This is a genomic window from Thauera sp. WB-2 (assembly GCF_027594845.1).
Lineage (GTDB): Bacteria > Pseudomonadota > Gammaproteobacteria > Burkholderiales > Rhodocyclaceae > Thauera > Thauera mechernichensis.
In genome coordinates this window covers 393776-409673 of record NZ_CP088935.1, presented here as the reverse complement: position 1 = coordinate 409673, position 15898 = coordinate 393776, and the positions used below count along the sequence as shown (strand labels likewise).

Sequence of the window (15898 nt, the reverse complement as noted above, 5' to 3'; positions counted from 1 at the left end):
GCGAGCACACACAGCTGAAAGGGGGCGTCGGACACGATCCGGCGCCCCCTTTTCACGATCCGGAGCCGGGCACGGCCCTACGCACCCCCTCCTCCTCTCCAACCTCCTCCAGCCTGGCATCGGTCATTGCACGCGAGATGCGCACCAGCATCGGCACCAGCGATGGCGACTCCAGCAGCTCGGGGCGCTCCTCGACCAGGGTCGCCAGCAGCATGCGCATGCCCCGCACCAGCATGAACGCCGCCAGCTCGCCATCCGCCTCGCCGACCTCCTCGGCATGCACCCGCAGCAGTTGTTCCATGTTCGCGACCAGCTGCGCCGAGCTGACCTCGCCGCGCCCCAGCCCCTGTGCACGGCCGAACTGCATCTGGCGGGCGTAGCGCCGGTAGAAGTCCTTGCCCAGCCCGAGCAGACGCATCTCGGTGCGCACGGTGCGCTGGAACAAGGCCTGCAGCAACTCGTCGAGCGACTGACGATTGAGACGGAACAGCTCCGGCGAGGCGTCGATCGAGGCCTCGTCCATGATCCGCTCGCTGATCTGCATCAGGATCGCCTCCTTGTCGGGGAAGTACTGGTACACCGCCCCCACCGAAACCCCGGCCCGCGCCGCCACCTTGCGCGTCGTCACCGCATCGACGCCCTGCGTCTGCAGGATCTCGCTCGCCGCATCGATGATCGCCTCCAGGGTGAAGCTCGCGCGCGCCTGCACGGGCACATGCCTGAGCGCCGCTTCACGCCGCACCCTCTTTTGTTCGGTTTTTTGCATCGCAGCATTCCCATTTTAAAACAGCTGCTTGCAAACATACCAAGCGAACTGTTCGAGTTCTTGCTCGGATTTTAAGTCAAGGCCGTCCCGCGCCATAGGATTGCATCGACGGCTCGTCCGCCCGTCGCCCACGCACGCCGCCCGAAGGATGGATCGGAAGCGCACAAGGGCACGGCCCGAGCCCCCGAACACCTGAACCGAAACAGAGGGATAGTCATGACCGACGTCTTCATTTACGACCATGTGCGCAGCCCGCGCGGCAAAGGCAAGGCCGACGGCGCGCTCGCCGAGATCACCCCGGTGCAACTGGCCGCGCAGATGCTGCAGGCCGTACGCGACCGCAACAGCCTCGACAGTACGCTGATCGAGGACGTGCTTCTCGGCTGCGTGGTGCCGGTGGGCGAACAGGGCGGCAACATCGCCCGCGTCGCTGCGCTGGTGGCCGGCTTCGACCATGGCGTGCCCGGCATGCAGATCAACCGCTACTGCGGCTCGGGCCTGGAGGCGGTGAACTTCGCCGCCGCCAAGGTGGGCTCGGGGCAGGTGGACATGGCGATCGGCGGTGGCGTGGAGAGCATGTCGCGCGTGCCGATGGGCAGCGACGGTGGTGCCATGGCGCTCGACCCGCAGGTCGCCTTCAAGATGTACTTCACCATGCAGGGGGTCAGCGCCGACCTGCTCGCCTCCCTGCATGGCTTCACCCGCGAACAGTGCGACGCCTATGCGGTGGAGAGCCAGCGCCGCGCCGCCCAGGCCTGGGCCAATGGCTGGTTCGAGCGCTCGGTGGTCGCGGTGAAGGACGTGCTCGGCCTGCCGGTGCTGGCGAAGGACGAGGCGATCCGCCCCGAGACCACGCTGGAATCGCTCGCCGCCCTCAAGCCCTCCTTCCTCGAGATGGGCACGCAGTACGGCTTCGACGGCGTCGCGCTGCTCAAGTACCCGCAGCTCGAAGCGATTACCCACATGCACCACGCCGGCAACAGCTCGGGCATCGTCGATGGCGCCGCCGCCGTGCTGGTGGGCAATGCCGACGCAGGCAAGCGCGCCGGCCTCAAGCCGCGCGCGCGCATCCGCTCGGTCGCCACCGTCGGCTCGGAGCCCACGCTGATGCTCGACGCCCCGAGCTACGCCGCGCAGAAGGCACTGAAGAAGGCAGGCATGACCGCCGCCGACATCGGCCTGTGGGAGCTCAACGAAGCCTTCTCCTCGGTCGTGCTGTGCCTGATGGAGCGGCTCAACGTGCCGCACGACCGCATCAACGTCAATGGCGGCGCCATTGCCATGGGCCATCCGCTGGGCGCCACCGGCGCCATGATCCTCGGCACCCTGCTCGACGAGATGGAGCGCCGCCAGGTCGGCACCGGCCTGGTCACGCTGTGCGAGGCCGCCGGCATGGGTACGGCCACCATCATCGAGCTCGTCTGAGCGACACCGGACCACATCAAGGAATCGACAGTCATGACTGAAGTCATCCACATCTCGGTGGACGCCGACGGCATCGCCACCCTGCTCTTCGACCGTACCGACAGCAACATGAACACCATGGACATGAAGTTCATGGACGAGATCGCCGCCGCGATCGAGCGCCTCGCCACCGACGACAGCATCAAGGGCGCCATCTTCACCTCGGGCAAACCGGTGTTCGCCGCCGGCGCCGACCTCAAGGTCATGGAAGCCAACCTGGACAAGGTGGACGACACCCCAGTGGCCGAGCGCCTGAAGATGAACGCCTCGCTGTCGAAGCTGCTGCGCCGCATGGAAACCTGCGGCAAGCCGGTGGCCTGCGCCATCAACGGCACGGCACTGGGCGGCGGCACCGAGATCGCGCTCGCCTGCCACTACCGCGTGGTGTCGGACGCCCGCGGTATCCAGCTCGGCCTGCCCGAAGTGCAGGTCGGCCTGCTGCCCGGCGGCGGCGGCACCCAGCGCGTTTCGCGCCTGGTCGGCATCCAGGCGGCGATGCCGGTGGTCATGGAAGGCCAGGCGCTGTCGGCCGAGAAGGCGCTGAAGATGGGGCTGGTGCACAAGGTCGTGCCCGCCGACCAGCTGCTCGCCGAGGCGAAGCGCTGGCTCGTCGAGGAAGGCGACCCGGTGCAGCCGTGGGACAAGAAGGGCTTCAGGATCCCCGGCGGCGCCGGCCCGTCCTCACCCGCCGTGGCGCAGATGCTGGTGGTGAGCAACGCCATGCTGCAGGCCAAGACCTTCCACAACCTGCCCGCCCCCAAGGCCATCCTGTCCTGCCTGTACGAAGGCCCGCAACTGCCGATGGACAAGGCGCTGGACGTCGAGGCCAAGTACTTCACCCTGCTCCAGCTCGACCCGGTGTCACGCAACATGATCCGCACGCTCTTCATCAACAAGGGCAAGGCGGACAAGCTGATGCACCGCCCCGAAGGCGTACCGAAGACGACCCTCCGCAAGATCGGCGTGGTCGGCGCCGGCCTGATGGGCGCGGGCATCGCCTACCACTGCGCCAAGCTCGGCATCGAGACGGTGCTGATCGACCGCGACCAGGCCGCTGCCGACAAGGGCAAGGCCTACTCCGCCAAGCGCCTGGAGAAGGACATCGCCAAGGGCCGCATGACGCAGGACAAGGCCGACGCCATCCTCGCCCGCATCCACCCCACCACCGACTACGCCGGGCTGGCCGACGTGGAGCTGGTGGTGGAGGCGGTGTTCGAGGACCGCGGCATCAAGGCCGAGATCACGCGCAAGCTCGACGCCGTGCTGCCGGCGCATGCGGTGATCGCCTCCAACACCTCGGCGCTGCCGATCAGCGAGCTGGCCGAGGCCGGCGCCCACCCGGAGAACTTCATCGGCATGCACTTCTTCTCGCCGGTCGAGCGCATGCCGCTGGTCGAGATCATCCGCGGCCACAAGACCTCGCCCGAGACCCTGGCGCGCGCGCTCGACCTCGCGCAGGCGATGAAGAAGACGCCGATCGTGGTCAACGACGGCCCCGGCTTCTTCACCAGCCGCTTCATCGGTGCCTACATCAACGAGAGCCTGGCGATGGTCACCGAAGGCGTGAATCCGGCGCTGATCGAGAACGCAGCGAAGATGGCCGGCATTCCGGTCGGCCCGCTCACCGTCTCCGACGAGATCGGCCTGGACACCGCCTACCACGCCAGCCAGCAGCGCAAGAAGGACGAGGGCGACGCCTTCAAGCCGACGCCCACCTTCCGCCTGGTCGAGAAGCTGGTCGGCGAACTCGGCCGCCACGGGCGCAAGAACGGCAAGGGCTTCTTCGCATACGCCGCGGACGGCAGCAAGAAGCTGTGGCCGGGCCTCGCCGAACTGTTCCCGCCGCTCGCCGAGCAGCCCAGCGTGGATGAGGTGAAGGCACGCATGCTCTACGCCCAGCTCGTCGATGCCGCCAAGGCGATGGCAGAGGGCGTGCTGATCGATCCCGCCGACGGCGACGTCGGCTCCATCCTCGGCGTCGGCTTCCCCGCCTACCTCGGCGGCCCGTTCTCGATGATGGACACGATCGGCATCGACAAGGTCGTCGCCGAATGCGACCGCCTCGCCGCGCGCTACGGCGCGCAGTACGCGGCGCCGCAGCTGCTGCGCGACATGGCGGCCGAGGGCAGGACCTTCTACGGCGCCCGTCGCGTCACACCGCCCGCAGCCGTGCGCTGACCCGCCCGCCTCACCGCCACGAACCCCGCCGCCACCTCCTCCGGAGCTGGCGGCGCAGTCCCAAGGAGTCTCTGCGTGAATTTCGACTTTTCCGACGACCAGCGCCTGCTGCAGGACGCAGTGCGCACCATGCTGGCCGAGACCAGCACCTCGCAAGCGGTACGCGAGGTGCTGGAGGGCCGGGCCAGCCATGCCGAGGCCGTATGGCATAACCTGATCGAAATGGGCGCGGCCGCCGCCGCGATCCCCGAGCAGTACGGCGGCGCCGGGCTCGGCTACCTGGCGCTATGCCTGGTCGCCGAGGAAGCCGGTCGCCACCTCGCCGCCGTCCCCCTGGCCTCGAGCTTCTACCTCGCCGCCGAAGCGATCCAGCGCGCCGGCAGCGAGGCGCAAAAGCAGCACTGGCTGCCGAAGATTGCCAGCGGCGAAGTGGTCGCCACCGCCGCACTGGGCAGCCGCGAACGCTACCGCCCCGCCGCCCCGCTCGCCTTCGACGGACGAACGCTCACTGGCGCCAGCCCGGCGCTGGTCGACGGCGGCATCGCCGGGCTGGCGGTGCTGCGCGTCGGCGATGACCTGGTGCTGGTCGAGCTCGCGGGAACCGGCGTCAGCCGCAACCCGCTTCCCTCGCTCGACCCCACCCGCCCGCTCGCCGAGCTCCGTTTCGATCGCACCCCGGCCGAGCGCCTGACGGGCGCCAATGGCGCAGCCGTCGCCAGCCGCGTGCTCGACGGCGCTGCGGTGCTGCTCGCCTTCGAGCAGGTCGGCGGCGCCACCCGCATCCTCGAGGCGACACGCGACTACTCGCTCGAGCGCAAGGCCTTCGGCCGCCAGATCGGCAGCTTCCAGGCCATGAAGCACAAGATGGCCGAGATCTACACCGCTATCGAGCTGGCCCGGGTGCACGCCTACTACGGCGCCTGGGCACTGTCCTCGGACGCCCCCGAACTGCCCAAGGCGGCCGCAGCCGCGCGCGTGGCCGCCACCCGCGCCTACACCGTCGCCGCCGAGGAAGGCATCGAGCTGCACGGCGGCATCGGCTTCACCTGGGAGATGGACTGCCACCTCCACTATCGCCGCGCCCGTCATCTCGGTCAGATCATCGGCAGCGAACACGCCTGGCGCGCACGCCTGGCCGACGAACTCATCAAGGAGGCCGCGTAAGCGGAATACGCCCACATGGACTTCAGAGACACCCCCGAAGAAGCCGCCTTCCGCGCCGAAGTGCGCGCCTGGCTGGAAGCCAACGGCCAGAAGCGAACCCGCCCCGACGAGGTCTTCGGCGAAGGCCTGGACGATGCGGCCAAGCTCGCCGCCGCCAAGGCCTGGCAGGCGAAGAAGGCCGCCGCCGGCTATGCCGCGATCACCTGGCCGAAGGCGGCCGGCGGCCGCGGCGGCACGGCCATGCAGCAGGTGATCTACCAGCAGGAAGAAGCGGCCTACCTGGTGCCGGGCATGATCTTCGAGGTCAGCATCGGCATGGGCCTGCCCACGGTGATGACCTGGGCCGCGCCCGAGCTCAAGGCCCGCTTCCTGCGTCCCGGCCTCGCCGGCGAGGAGATCTGGTGCCAGCTCTTCTCCGAGCCCGGCGCCGGCTCCGACACCGGTGGCGTGCGCACGCGCGCAGTGCGCGACGGCGACGACTGGATCATCAACGGCCAGAAGGTGTGGACCTCGGGCGCGCACTTCTGCGATTACGGCATCCTGCTCACCCGCAGCGACTGGGACAAGCCCAAGCAGGAGGGCCTGACCATGTTCATCGTCGACATGAAGGCCCCCGGCGTCGAAGTGCGCCCCATCCACCAGATGTCGGGCGACGCGGAGTTCAACGAGGTCTTCTTCACCGACGTACGCATCCCCGACAGCTACCGCCTCGGCCCCGAATGCGGCGGCTGGAAGGTGATGCTGAGCACGCTGATGCAGGAGCGCCTGTCGGTCGGCGGCAACCTGCCTACCGACCTCCACGCCCACCTCATCGCGCTGGCGCAGCAGTGCGCATGGGACGAGCGTCCGGCGATCGAGGACGACCGCGTGCGCGCCCGCATTGCCGACGCCTACCTGCAGCAGAAAGGCGTGGAGCTGGTCATCGCCCGCGGCCTCACCGCGATCTCGAAGGGCAAGGCGCCCGGCCCCGAAATGGCCATCACCAAGCTGGTCGCCGCCAAGGCGATGCAGGACATCGCCGCCTTCGCGATCGAGCTCGCCGGCCCCGAGGGCCTGCTCGGCTTCGAGGCCCTCGGCGGGAATTGGCGCTACATGCAGCGCCTGTGGCTGGGCGCGCCCGGTGCGCGCATCGCCGGCGGCACCGACGAGATCCTGAAGAACGTTATCGCGGAACGCGTGCTCGGCCTGCCCGGCGAGATCCGCAGCGACCGCAAGGTTCCGTTCCGCGACCTGGAAAGCGCCTGAAGCGCCGCACGGAGGAGACAGTACGATGGCAAGCAAACCCCTCAGCGGCGTGAAGGTGCTCGACTTCACCCAGCTCCTGCCCGGGCCGATGTGCACCCTGCACCTGGCCGACATGGGCGCCGACGTGATCAAGATCGAGCCGCCCGGCGGCGAAGCCGGGCGTGGCCCGGCCGGCACGCCGATCTCGCACTTCTTCCTGGCGGTGAACCGCAACAAGCGCTCGCTGGCGATCAACCTGCGCGCCGACGGCGCGCGCGAGATCATCCATTCGTTGGCCAAGGACGCCGACGTCGTGGTCGAGGGCTTCCGCCCCGGCGTGATGAGCCGGCTCGGCATCGGCTATGACGATCTCAAGGCGATCAACCCGAAGCTGGTGTACTGCGCGATCAGCGGCTACGGCCAGGACGGCCCACTCGCCGAGCTCGGCGGCCACGACATCAACTACCAGAGCTACGCCGGCATCCTGGAACAGAGCGCCGCACCGAGCGGCAAGCCGCATCCGGGCAACTTCCCGATCGCCGACCTTGCCGGCGGCGCGCTGTCGGCGGCGATGGCAGTCCTCGCCGCCCTCTTCGACGCCCAGCGCAGCGGCCAGGGCCGCTTCATCGACGTGTCGATGACCGACTGCGCGATGGCGCTCAACGTCCAGCCGCTGGCCAGCCTACACACCTGGAAGCAGCCGGTTCCCGCCGGCCACGACACCTTGTCCGGCGGCCTGCCCTGCTACGGCACCTACGAGACCGCCGATGGCCGCCATCTGGCGGTCGGCGCGCTCGAACCGAAATTCTGGCAGGCCTTCTGCGCCGCTGCCGGTTGCCCGGAGCTGAGCAAGAGCGGCTGGGCGGCAGGCAAATCCGGCGCAGCGGTGAAAACCCAGGTCGCACAGATCATCAAGGCGCGCACCCTGGCGGAATGGACCGCAGCGCTGGCCGGCGTGGACGCCTGCGTGAGCCCGGTGCTGCGCATCGACGAGGTGCTCGCCCACCCCCTCACCGCCGCGCGCGCCATGACGGTGGACACGCCGCTGCCCGACGGCGGCAGCGCACCCTACTTCGCCTTCCCGGTGAAGATGAGCGATTACGCCTTCTCGCTCGACCGCCCGCCACCCGCGGTCGGCGAACACAACGAAACGGTGCTGCGCGAGCTCGGTCACGGCGAGGACGCCATCGCGGCGCTCAGGGCCGCCGGCGCGATCTGAACCCGCCGCCGTCCCGCGCATGGTCATGCCAGTCGGGACGATCACACGACAACCACACGACGGAGACATCATGAATCCACGCAGCTTCAGCCTCGCGGACCTGTTCGCGATCACCGCCGAGACCGTACCCGAGCGCGACGCGCTCATCATCGGCCACAACCGCCGCAGCTACCGCGAGATGGCCGAACGCGTTGACCAGCTCGCCGCCTGGCTGCACGCCCAGGGCATCGGCCAGGGCGACGTCGTCGGCCTGCAGATGTACAACTCGCCGGAGTACCTCGAGGCCTTCCTCGCCGCCTGCCGTGTGCGCGCAGTACCGGCCAACATCAACTACCGCTACGTCGCGGACGAGCTGCGCTACATCTACGACAACGCCGGCATCAAGGCCTTGTTCTACAGCGCCGAACTTGAACCCGCCGTGACCGAGGTGCTCGACGCCGCACCGGGCCTGACCGTGAAGGTGCGCACCGGCGGCGGCACGCCGGCGCTCGCCGGCGCCGTCGCCTACGAGAACGCGCTGCTCGATGACACCCGCGCCTTGCAGGGGATCCGCTGCAGCGACGACGACCTCTCGCTGCTCTACACCGGCGGCACCACCGGCAAGCCCAAGGGCGTAATGTGGCCGCACAAGGATCTCTTCTTCGGCAGCCTGGGTGGCGGCGGCTTCTACGCCCCCGCCGACGGCCCGGTCAAGACCCCCGAAGAGCTCGCCGACCGCATCCGCAAGGCGCACCCGATGCGCTTCATGCCGGTCGCCCCGCTGATGCACGGCGCTGCGCACTGGGCAACCATGGTGTCACTGTTCGCCGGCCACACCGTGGTGCTCAACGACCAGCACCACTTCAATGCAGAGCACGTGCTCGACATCGCCGCGACACAGAAGCTCAACGGCATCACCCTCGTCGGCGACGCCATGGCGCTGCCCATCCTCGACGCCCTCAAGGCCCACCCCGGGCGCTGGGACCTGTCCACCCTGTTCCTGTTCGGCAATGGCGGCGCCGTGATGTCGGCCCACATCAAGGAGGCGCTCAAGCCCTTCCTGCCCGCCAACGTGTACTTCAGCGACGGCATCGGCTCGTCCGAGGGCGGCCAGCTCGGCATGGGCGCCAAGCCGATCGAGGGCGGCATGATCAAGATCGCCGCCCGCCCCGATCTCAAGGTCGTCGTCGACGGCAAGCGCATCGCCGCTGCCGGCGAGTCCGGCATCCTCGCCCGCAGCGGCTACCTGCCCCTGGGCTACTACCGCGACCCGGTCAAGACTGCCGAGACCTTCGTCACCATCGACGGCACCCGCTACGCGATCACCGGCGACGCCGCCAAGCTCGCCGACGACGGTGCGATCATCGTCTTCGGGCGCGGCAACAACTGCATCAACACCGGCGGCGAGAAAGTCTTTCCGGAGGAGGTGGAGGAGACGCTGCGCATGAGCCCGCAGATCCTCGACGCCGTCGTCGTCGGCCTGCCCGACCCGCGCTGGGGCCAGAAGGTGACCGCGGTGGTGTCGGTGCGGCCCGGAATGTCGCTCGACCTGGATGCGCTGAAGGCGCTGTGCCATGCCCACCTGGCCGGCTACAAGGTGCCCAAGGAGATCGTGACCGTGCCCGAGGTGATGCGCTCGGCCGCAGGCAAGGCGAACTACGTCTGGGCCAAGGAAGTCGCCCAGCGCGCGCTCGGCACCCCCGCCACCGCCTGACGTCATACTCCCGGCAGGCACCGCGCGCGCCTGCCGGGAGATTGCTTCAGGCGAAAGCGTCAGCGCCCTGCATCCAGCGGGAATGTCGCGCTGGCCCTGCGGTACGCGCCAGACCTCTGCCAGACACCGGGGTGCCATCGGAGCTTTCCTCTACGTGGCATTTCAATCCCGTAGGCGACTGAACACGTAGTCGTGGTCCTTCTGCGGCTCGTGGCAAGCGAAGCAGGCGCTGGCTGCATTGCCCCCCACGACCCGATTTGCTCGGTCGCCACCGCCAAAGCCCTCGAACCCCCAGCCGCCTGTCGCCGCATATTCCCTCGCGTCCCGGTGCATCACACCGACGACCTTTCGCGTCCCCTCCGTGACGGCATTGTCGGCTGGAATCGCTTCCAGAAGATCGAACACGATGACGGCACCATCCGGGAACGTCCCGGACTGGTAGCCGGCCAAGGCTTTCGGGTTCGCGTAAATGTGATGGATGCCGCCGAAGGCCTCATAGAGCGGATGGCCTTCGTCGATGACCATGGTCTTGATGTGATGCCAGCCGCGATACTCCTCCGGGTATGGCACGAGCGGTTCGGCCGAGATAGCCGGCAGAACGAGCGCCATCGAAGATAGAAAGCTCAGGATGCGTTTCATCTTGGATACCTCCTATTTCAGATCGGCCAGCGCAGCGCCAAAGTTGATGTGGAACGGCTGCCCGTCGATGACCAGCGCGGGCACCGACACCACGCCGTAGCGCTCGGCCTGAGCAATACGACTCTTCTGCTTGCCCAGATCGACGACCTCTACCGCGTATCGCGTCGGATCGAGCGCCTGAATGAAGTGCTGCTCGGCGGATACACACACTGGACAACCAGCATGGAAGAACACGGCTTCGCTCATGATTGACTCCTCAGGGCTATCGGTCACATGCATCGAGGCGATGCATAATGCAGATTAGAGTGACCACATCCTGCTTGTCAAGAAATGCATCGAGGCGATACATTACAAGCATGAATCAGACCTCTCTCCTGCTCGAGCGCCTGGGGGCACTCGTGCAGCAGTCCGTCCGCGACGAAGCGACGCGCCACGGCCTGCTGCCGATCCACATTCAGGTCTTGCACTACCTCAAACTGGCCAACCGCTACAGCGACCTGCCCATCGCCATTGCGGAGTATTTCGGCATCACCCGCGGGACGGTCTCGCAGACGCTCGCGGTGCTTGAACGCAAGGGATTGCTGACCAAGGAGCCGGACGCGCGACACGGCAAGCGCGTGCACCTGAAATTGACCCCCGCAGGCGAGTCTGTCTTGAGGGATAGTTGGGTAGAGCGTGTGGAGCAGTTGCTCTGCGAACGAACGGGTGAGGCCGATGCACTCGAGAGCACGCTGCGCAAACTGCTTTCAGCCATGCAGCGCGTGAATGGACAGCGTGCCTTCGGCCTATGTCATCAATGCGCTCACTTTCTGAAAGAGGAAGGCGGCGCACGCTGCGGACTCACTCGCGAGCCGCTCGCCACCGAGCAAACTATTCGCATCTGTCGTGAATGGACAGCAGCAACACCGAAGTGCGCTTGATTACATGGCTGCCCCAGATTAACAGCCACCCTAAGATCTCGCGCAGCAGGTTTCCAATTGCTCAGCCGCCAAGGGTGATGAACAGGTCATCTGTCCCTTGTGGGTCGGGTTGCGAACGACACCTCACCCGACTCGTCGGAGGAAAGCCGCCGTTTGAGGTTCGCTTCCCGCAAACTGCCGCTCGCCAACGAGTCCTGCGGACCCAGGCTGTCATTGCCTTCCGGCTAGATTGCTATGGATCTTGTGAGCAATTTCCACCCTTTCGGCATTGGGGTAGTTCTTATTGGCCAGCAAGACAACCCCAAAGCGCTCTTCAGGCACAAACGCAACGTAAGCACCGAAGCCGTTGGTGGCACCAGTCTTGTTAACCCACACATTGCTTTCAGGTGTGGCTGCAGGAACCTTAGCGCTTACTGGGGTCGGATTCAGGATAAGCTTGGGAGCATTGCCTTCTTGCAGCGTAGGCAAGTCAACAGGCATTGCGTATTCCTCCCAGATGAGGCCTTGAGTCATCTGGCCTACGCTGAAATAGCGCTTGCGAGTATTGTTTAAAGCCGCTTGCAGCATGCTATCCAAGGGCAACATGCCCATGTTGGCCTTCAAAAAGGTGCTCAGGTCAGAAGCCGTTGTTTTGATGCCGTAGGCTTCACTGTCCAACATACCTGGATTGACACGCACAGGCTTCTTATCCTTGTTGTAGCCCCAAGCGTAGCTGGACATCTTCTGTGCAGGGACGCTCAGATAAGTGCTCGTGAGACCAAGGGGCTGGAAAATGGCTTGAGTCATGGCGGTGCTGAAATCTTGCCCCAGACTTTTCGCCGTGATCCACCCTAAAGCACCGATGCTCGGGTTTGCATAAGTACGCATCGTGCCGGCTCTGAATGCAGGCTTCCAGGTGCGGAAGTATTCCAGAAGCTGCTCCCGAGTTTGGACTTCATCAGGCACCTGCAGAGGAATGCCGCCAAGGGTGTGCGTTCCAAGATGGAAAAGCTGCAAGTTGCGGAAGTCCGTACCACCCAACTCCGGTAAGTAACTTGCTGCGGTATCGGTCAGCTTCAGCTTCCCAGTGGCTTCTGCGTGCGTCGCCAGTGTGGCTGTGAAGGTCTTGCTGATAGAGCCAATCTCAAAAATCGTCTCGTCAGTTACTGGTGTTTGTTTCTCAACATCTGACACGCCATAGTTAAAGACATACGTCTTCTCCCCCAAGACCAATGCCACTGCCATACCAGGAATCTGATTCTTTTCCATGGCAGGCAGCACGACTGCAGAGATGGCTTTCATTGCTTCAGCATCGGAAATCTCAGCAGCATTGACAGCCGAGCCCAGACCAAAGACAGCGGCTGTCAGAAGGACAGTAAACAGACGGTTTTTCAACTTTTACCCTACGGGTGAAGGAGGGAAGCCAACGCTGGCAGTTGCGATGCAATTGAGTGCTGTAGCGCTACGAGTTAGGGATTCTAAAGAATCTGATAGCAAATTGGATCGGCATCGCGGAGCGATGACTGACTGCCTCTGGCCGGACTGAGACCTTCACCAGTGATGCAACCCGGCCCACCACCCCCGAGCGTCTCGACCCGATCCATAGCCGCCAGAGAGCTTTGGGGAAAACTGTCGTTCAACGGTGCGGTCAGGCACCCGGGAAAGCGGCCGCGCTCTTCCCGGGTGCCTGACCGCCTGCTATGCGATTCGTTTCGCATGATCCAGGATTAACTCGCCCGTTCCAACGTGAAAACCAGCCCGAATGCGCACTGGATCCTGCACCGGGACCTCTGTGAGATAAAGGAGCCGAGCTTCCTCTCCGCACGTCGGAAAAAACGGCGCCCCTGGTTCTGAATGCAGAAAGAAGTCACCGGACAACATTCCGCAATTGGGGCAGATATTGGCAAAGTACTTAGCTTTATTAACCCGGCAATCAAATAGGTTTTGATATAATTCGGGCATGGAAAAGATCGATGCCCGCAAGCTTCCGCCCGAAGCCCTGGAACACATTCGTCGCCAAGCATTTGTACTGCGCAAGCAAGGCTACACATGGACGCACATCGCTGAGGTGTGTGGGGTTCATGTCGGTACCGTTTTGAAATGGGCACGCCGCGCCCAGGCCGACGACCTCGACGCCGTCATCAAGGGCGGGCAACGTGGTCGGCGCCATGGCTCGGGACGAACTTTGACGCTGGTTCAAGAGGAGCAACTGCGTTTGAAGATCATTGGCTCGAACCCCGCCCAACTGCAGCTCGAGTTTGCGCTGTGGAATCGTCGCGCGGTCATGCTCGCGATCAAGCAGCTCTTTGGCATCGACATGCCCATTCGCACCGTCGGTGAGTACCTTCGGCGGTGGGGTTTCACGCCGCAGCGGCCGGTCAAGCGTGCGCTTGAGCAGGATCCGGCCCGGCTCAAGGCGTGGCTTGAGGACGAGTATCCGAAGATCGTTGCGCGCGCCAAGACTGAGGATGCCGAGATCTACTGGGGTGACGAGACCGCCATTCGCCAGGACTCGCACTGGGTGCGCGGCTACTCGATGGCGGGGCTGACGCCTGAGCTTCGACTGCCGGCCGGTCGCCACGGATCGACATCGATGATCTCGGCGATCACCAACCAGGGCTTGGTGCGCTTCTCGTTCTTCGAGGGCGCCATTGATGCGGACCGCTTCATCGTGTTCTTGAAGGACCTGATTCAGGATGCGCAGCGTAAGGTGTTCCTGATCGTCGACAATTTGCGCGTGCACCGCGCCAACCGTGTCCGCGAGTGGGCTGTCGAAAACACCGAGAAGATCGAGCTGTTTTACCTGCCGCCGTATGCGCCGGAACTCAACCCCGACGAGTATCTGAACCGGGATCTGAAAACGACGATACGCTCCGGGCCGATTGCCAAGACCGCCGCCGCACTTCTCGAGAAGGCGCGTACGTGCATGGAACGCATCGCTGCGATGCCGGATCGTGTGCGGTCGTATTTCAGCCATGAGTACGTTCGGTACGCTCAGTAATTTAGCTATTTGATTGCCGGGTTAATAACTGTCTTAGAGTACCTAAACTGGAACGTTGGCATTCGTTTTTGTACGTAACTCAGTATGTCGTCCGGGAGAGCAACAACATCTGAAAGAACACAAACCTCATCTATACCCTCAACAGTCGGCGCCAAAAGTGCCACCACCGGCATCCTTTCCCCGCACTTCCAGCATCCGATCTTCATTCCGACCATATAGATCGGAGGAGATACTGTCAGAAATTCGTCGTCCATAGCCATCTACGCATAACGTCGCCCATAACCCGAAGCCGAAAGCGGAGCGACGAAGGAGCGTAGCTTTTGGCTGTCGGGGTTCATGGGATTGTTAGCGCCTTTCACGGAACCTCCCAACGGCTTCCTCCACGTTGGTTTGAGCGTTGTAAACGCTCAATGAACAGACTGCGGCCCCGATGACTGATACAGCAAGAGCAATTAGGGCACTCGATGTTGGTTGGCTCCAGTTCGCAAACCAGACGATAATGGAACTGGCCATGAAGATCAGGCTCCATGCAAGCGCTGCACTGAAGCCGGCTTTAAGTCTCCAATAATCCGGCCATTCGAGCAGTACACTCGACTTGTCTTTCTCTGGAAAAAGCAGACGTCGCCCTGACAAGAATGTCCAACCGCACAGGCCAGCAGGAAGCATTACGAGATACTTCAATTGCTCCTCGGGAATCTTTATTGATGTTGCTAATGACAGAACTTGATTGGAATACAGCGCTTCAACGAGGACACCGACAAGCACGACAACCGCCTCAAGGCTCAGAAAAAAGAAGCGAATGGTTTCAAAGAGCTGCCTCATCAGTGCTTCATATCCCTTTCGGCACTTACTCGCTGAAAGTGCCTGACTGCCTCAACAGCCAGATCTTCAGGGTGAGGCTCCTTAGAGAACAAAAAACTCTTTTGGGTGTCCGAAGTACGGATTACGACATCCTCCCCGTCATGAGTCCCAACGACTCGACCTATCCCGTATCCATCTGCTGCCATGAGCATAGCGGCATCTGCCATCGCGACCTCGCCATCTGGTTCGAAGGCTGGGTCACGCAGGATCGCGGTAACGAGACGAGTGATAGCCGTAGAAAGCCCTTCGCCCTGGTCTTGAGTCTCTCGAACAGAAACTTCGGAGGCGTTCCGTTCTTTGATGTAGGTATTCAACGATCCCCAAAGACGACCGAACAGTGGATTTGGCGGATGCACCTTGGCGGACAACTCGGTAATTCGCTCTAACGCTTGGAGCTTGAGGCCAAAGGCTCGATAGTCTGCTACGGGCTCGACATTGCAGCCAACGAAGAAATTGTCATAGGTAGCCTCAATGATCGCTTTGAACCTCCGGGGGAATACGTCGCTTTCGACGCCATTCCACACATGCATGTATGCAAGGCCCGAGTATTCCGGTAGGTAAACAAAGGGAGCGCTCGCAATCAATAGATTTGGTGCTTCTGCATCAACCTCGGACTTGGTCGACGTATCAACAAGCGTAACATGCCCTACGTCAGCGAACTTCGCGAGCTTCCCGAAGATAAATGGGAGACTTTCATGCCGCCTATCTAGGACGGTCGTGATGGTCCAACGGGATTGGCCCACCGAAATAGTGGCGGCTTCAGCGATGGCATTCATGAGCCGCTCTTGAT

The 15898-nt window shown here is 64.0% G+C and carries 14 protein-coding genes; 8 read left to right on the top strand and 6 right to left on the bottom strand.

Going from position 1 to position 15898, the window contains the following annotated elements; genetic code table 11:
• Positions 1-52: 52 nt before the first annotated feature.
• Positions 53-766, bottom strand: coding sequence for a TetR/AcrR family transcriptional regulator (locus LQF09_RS01750; protein WP_270069010.1), 714 nt, complete (start codon positions 764-766; stop codon positions 53-55).
• A 216-nt stretch (positions 767-982) separates the two neighbouring features.
• On the opposite strand from LQF09_RS01750, the gene LQF09_RS01745 reads away from it, so the two are divergent.
• The 6 genes from LQF09_RS01745 (at position 983) to LQF09_RS01720 (ending at position 9708) form a co-directional block, all read left to right on the top strand.
• On the top strand, positions 983-2191 hold the full coding sequence (locus LQF09_RS01745; RefSeq protein ID WP_270069009.1) for an acetyl-CoA C-acetyltransferase: 1209 nt from the start codon (positions 983-985) through the stop codon (positions 2189-2191).
• 33 nt (positions 2192-2224) lie between these two features.
• Positions 2225-4408, top strand: coding sequence for a 3-hydroxyacyl-CoA dehydrogenase NAD-binding domain-containing protein (locus LQF09_RS01740; RefSeq protein WP_270069008.1), 2184 nt, complete (start codon positions 2225-2227; stop codon positions 4406-4408).
• Between the two features lie 75 nt (positions 4409-4483).
• Entirely contained in the window at positions 4484-5572 is a 1089-nt protein-coding gene (locus LQF09_RS01735) for an acyl-CoA dehydrogenase family protein (protein ID WP_270069007.1), read from the top strand.
• Positions 5573-5587: 15 nt separating this feature from the next.
• Positions 5588-6817, top strand: coding sequence for an acyl-CoA dehydrogenase family protein (locus LQF09_RS01730; protein ID WP_270069006.1), 1230 nt, complete (start codon positions 5588-5590; stop codon positions 6815-6817).
• A gap of 25 nt (positions 6818-6842) precedes the next feature.
• The gene (locus tag LQF09_RS01725; RefSeq protein ID WP_270069005.1) at positions 6843-8015 is read left to right on the top strand and encodes a CaiB/BaiF CoA transferase family protein; all 1173 of its coding nucleotides are present in this window, start codon (positions 6843-6845) and stop codon (positions 8013-8015) included.
• A gap of 70 nt (positions 8016-8085) precedes the next feature.
• A complete protein-coding gene (locus LQF09_RS01720; RefSeq protein WP_002925102.1) occupies positions 8086-9708 on the top strand; it encodes an AMP-binding protein in 1623 nt (540 codons plus the stop codon).
• Positions 9709-9870: 162 nt separating this feature from the next.
• On the opposite strand, the gene LQF09_RS01715 is transcribed toward LQF09_RS01720, so the two are convergent.
• Positions 9871-10347, bottom strand: coding sequence for a cytochrome P460 family protein (locus LQF09_RS01715; RefSeq protein ID WP_270069004.1), 477 nt, complete (start codon positions 10345-10347; stop codon positions 9871-9873).
• Positions 10348-10359: 12 nt separating this feature from the next.
• Positions 10360-10593, bottom strand: coding sequence for a thioredoxin family protein (locus LQF09_RS01710; protein ID WP_270069003.1), 234 nt, complete (start codon positions 10591-10593; stop codon positions 10360-10362).
• Between the two features lie 110 nt (positions 10594-10703).
• Between LQF09_RS01710 and LQF09_RS01705 the strand changes: the two genes are divergently transcribed.
• The gene (locus LQF09_RS01705) at positions 10704-11267 is read left to right on the top strand and encodes a MarR family winged helix-turn-helix transcriptional regulator (protein WP_002925108.1); all 564 of its coding nucleotides are present in this window, start codon (positions 10704-10706) and stop codon (positions 11265-11267) included.
• A gap of 210 nt (positions 11268-11477) precedes the next feature.
• On the opposite strand, the gene ampC is transcribed toward LQF09_RS01705, so the two are convergent.
• On the bottom strand, positions 11478-12641 hold the full coding sequence (gene ampC, locus LQF09_RS01700; RefSeq protein WP_270069002.1) for a class C beta-lactamase: 1164 nt from the start codon (positions 12639-12641) through the stop codon (positions 11478-11480).
• 565 nt (positions 12642-13206) lie between these two features.
• On the opposite strand from ampC, the gene LQF09_RS01695 reads away from it, so the two are divergent.
• A complete protein-coding gene (locus LQF09_RS01695) occupies positions 13207-14247 on the top strand; it encodes an IS630 family transposase (RefSeq protein WP_270068655.1) in 1041 nt (346 codons plus the stop codon).
• A 345-nt stretch (positions 14248-14592) separates the two neighbouring features.
• On the opposite strand, the gene LQF09_RS01690 is transcribed toward LQF09_RS01695, so the two are convergent.
• Both LQF09_RS01690 and LQF09_RS01685 read right to left on the bottom strand, forming a co-directional pair.
• Complete coding sequence (locus LQF09_RS01690) at positions 14593-15069, bottom strand: hypothetical protein (RefSeq protein ID WP_270069001.1); 477 nt, start codon at positions 15067-15069, stop codon at positions 14593-14595.
• Positions 15069-15884, bottom strand: a complete 816-nt coding sequence (locus tag LQF09_RS01685; protein WP_270069000.1) for a hypothetical protein — start codon at positions 15882-15884, stop codon at positions 15069-15071. The genes LQF09_RS01690 and LQF09_RS01685 overlap by 1 nt, the downstream gene beginning before the upstream one ends.
• Between the last annotated feature and the right edge of the window lie 14 nt (positions 15885-15898).

Bases quoted from the DNA above. Each gene is read 5' to 3' on its own strand.
- LQF09_RS01750 (WP_270069010.1), bottom strand. From the start codon at position 766: ATGCAAAAAACCGAACAAAAGAGGGTGCGGCGTGAAGCGGCGCTCAGG.
- LQF09_RS01745 (WP_270069009.1), top strand. From the start codon at position 983: ATGACCGACGTCTTCATTTACGACCATGTGCGCAGCCCGCGCGGCAAA.
- LQF09_RS01740 (WP_270069008.1), top strand. From the start codon at position 2,225: ATGACTGAAGTCATCCACATCTCGGTGGACGCCGACGGCATCGCCACC.
- LQF09_RS01730 (WP_270069006.1), top strand. From the start codon at position 5,588: ATGGACTTCAGAGACACCCCCGAAGAAGCCGCCTTCCGCGCCGAAGTG.
- LQF09_RS01725 (WP_270069005.1), top strand. From the start codon at position 6,843: ATGGCAAGCAAACCCCTCAGCGGCGTGAAGGTGCTCGACTTCACCCAG.
- LQF09_RS01720 (WP_002925102.1), top strand. From the start codon at position 8,086: ATGAATCCACGCAGCTTCAGCCTCGCGGACCTGTTCGCGATCACCGCC.
- LQF09_RS01715 (WP_270069004.1), bottom strand. From the start codon at position 10,347: ATGAAACGCATCCTGAGCTTTCTATCTTCGATGGCGCTCGTTCTGCCG.
- LQF09_RS01710 (WP_270069003.1), bottom strand. From the start codon at position 10,593: ATGAGCGAAGCCGTGTTCTTCCATGCTGGTTGTCCAGTGTGTGTATCC.
- LQF09_RS01705 (WP_002925108.1), top strand. From the start codon at position 10,704: ATGAATCAGACCTCTCTCCTGCTCGAGCGCCTGGGGGCACTCGTGCAG.
- LQF09_RS01695 (WP_270068655.1), top strand. From the start codon at position 13,207: ATGGAAAAGATCGATGCCCGCAAGCTTCCGCCCGAAGCCCTGGAACAC.
- LQF09_RS01690 (WP_270069001.1), bottom strand. From the start codon at position 15,069: ATGAGGCAGCTCTTTGAAACCATTCGCTTCTTTTTTCTGAGCCTTGAG.
- LQF09_RS01685 (WP_270069000.1), bottom strand. From the start codon at position 15,884: ATGAATGCCATCGCTGAAGCCGCCACTATTTCGGTGGGCCAATCCCGT.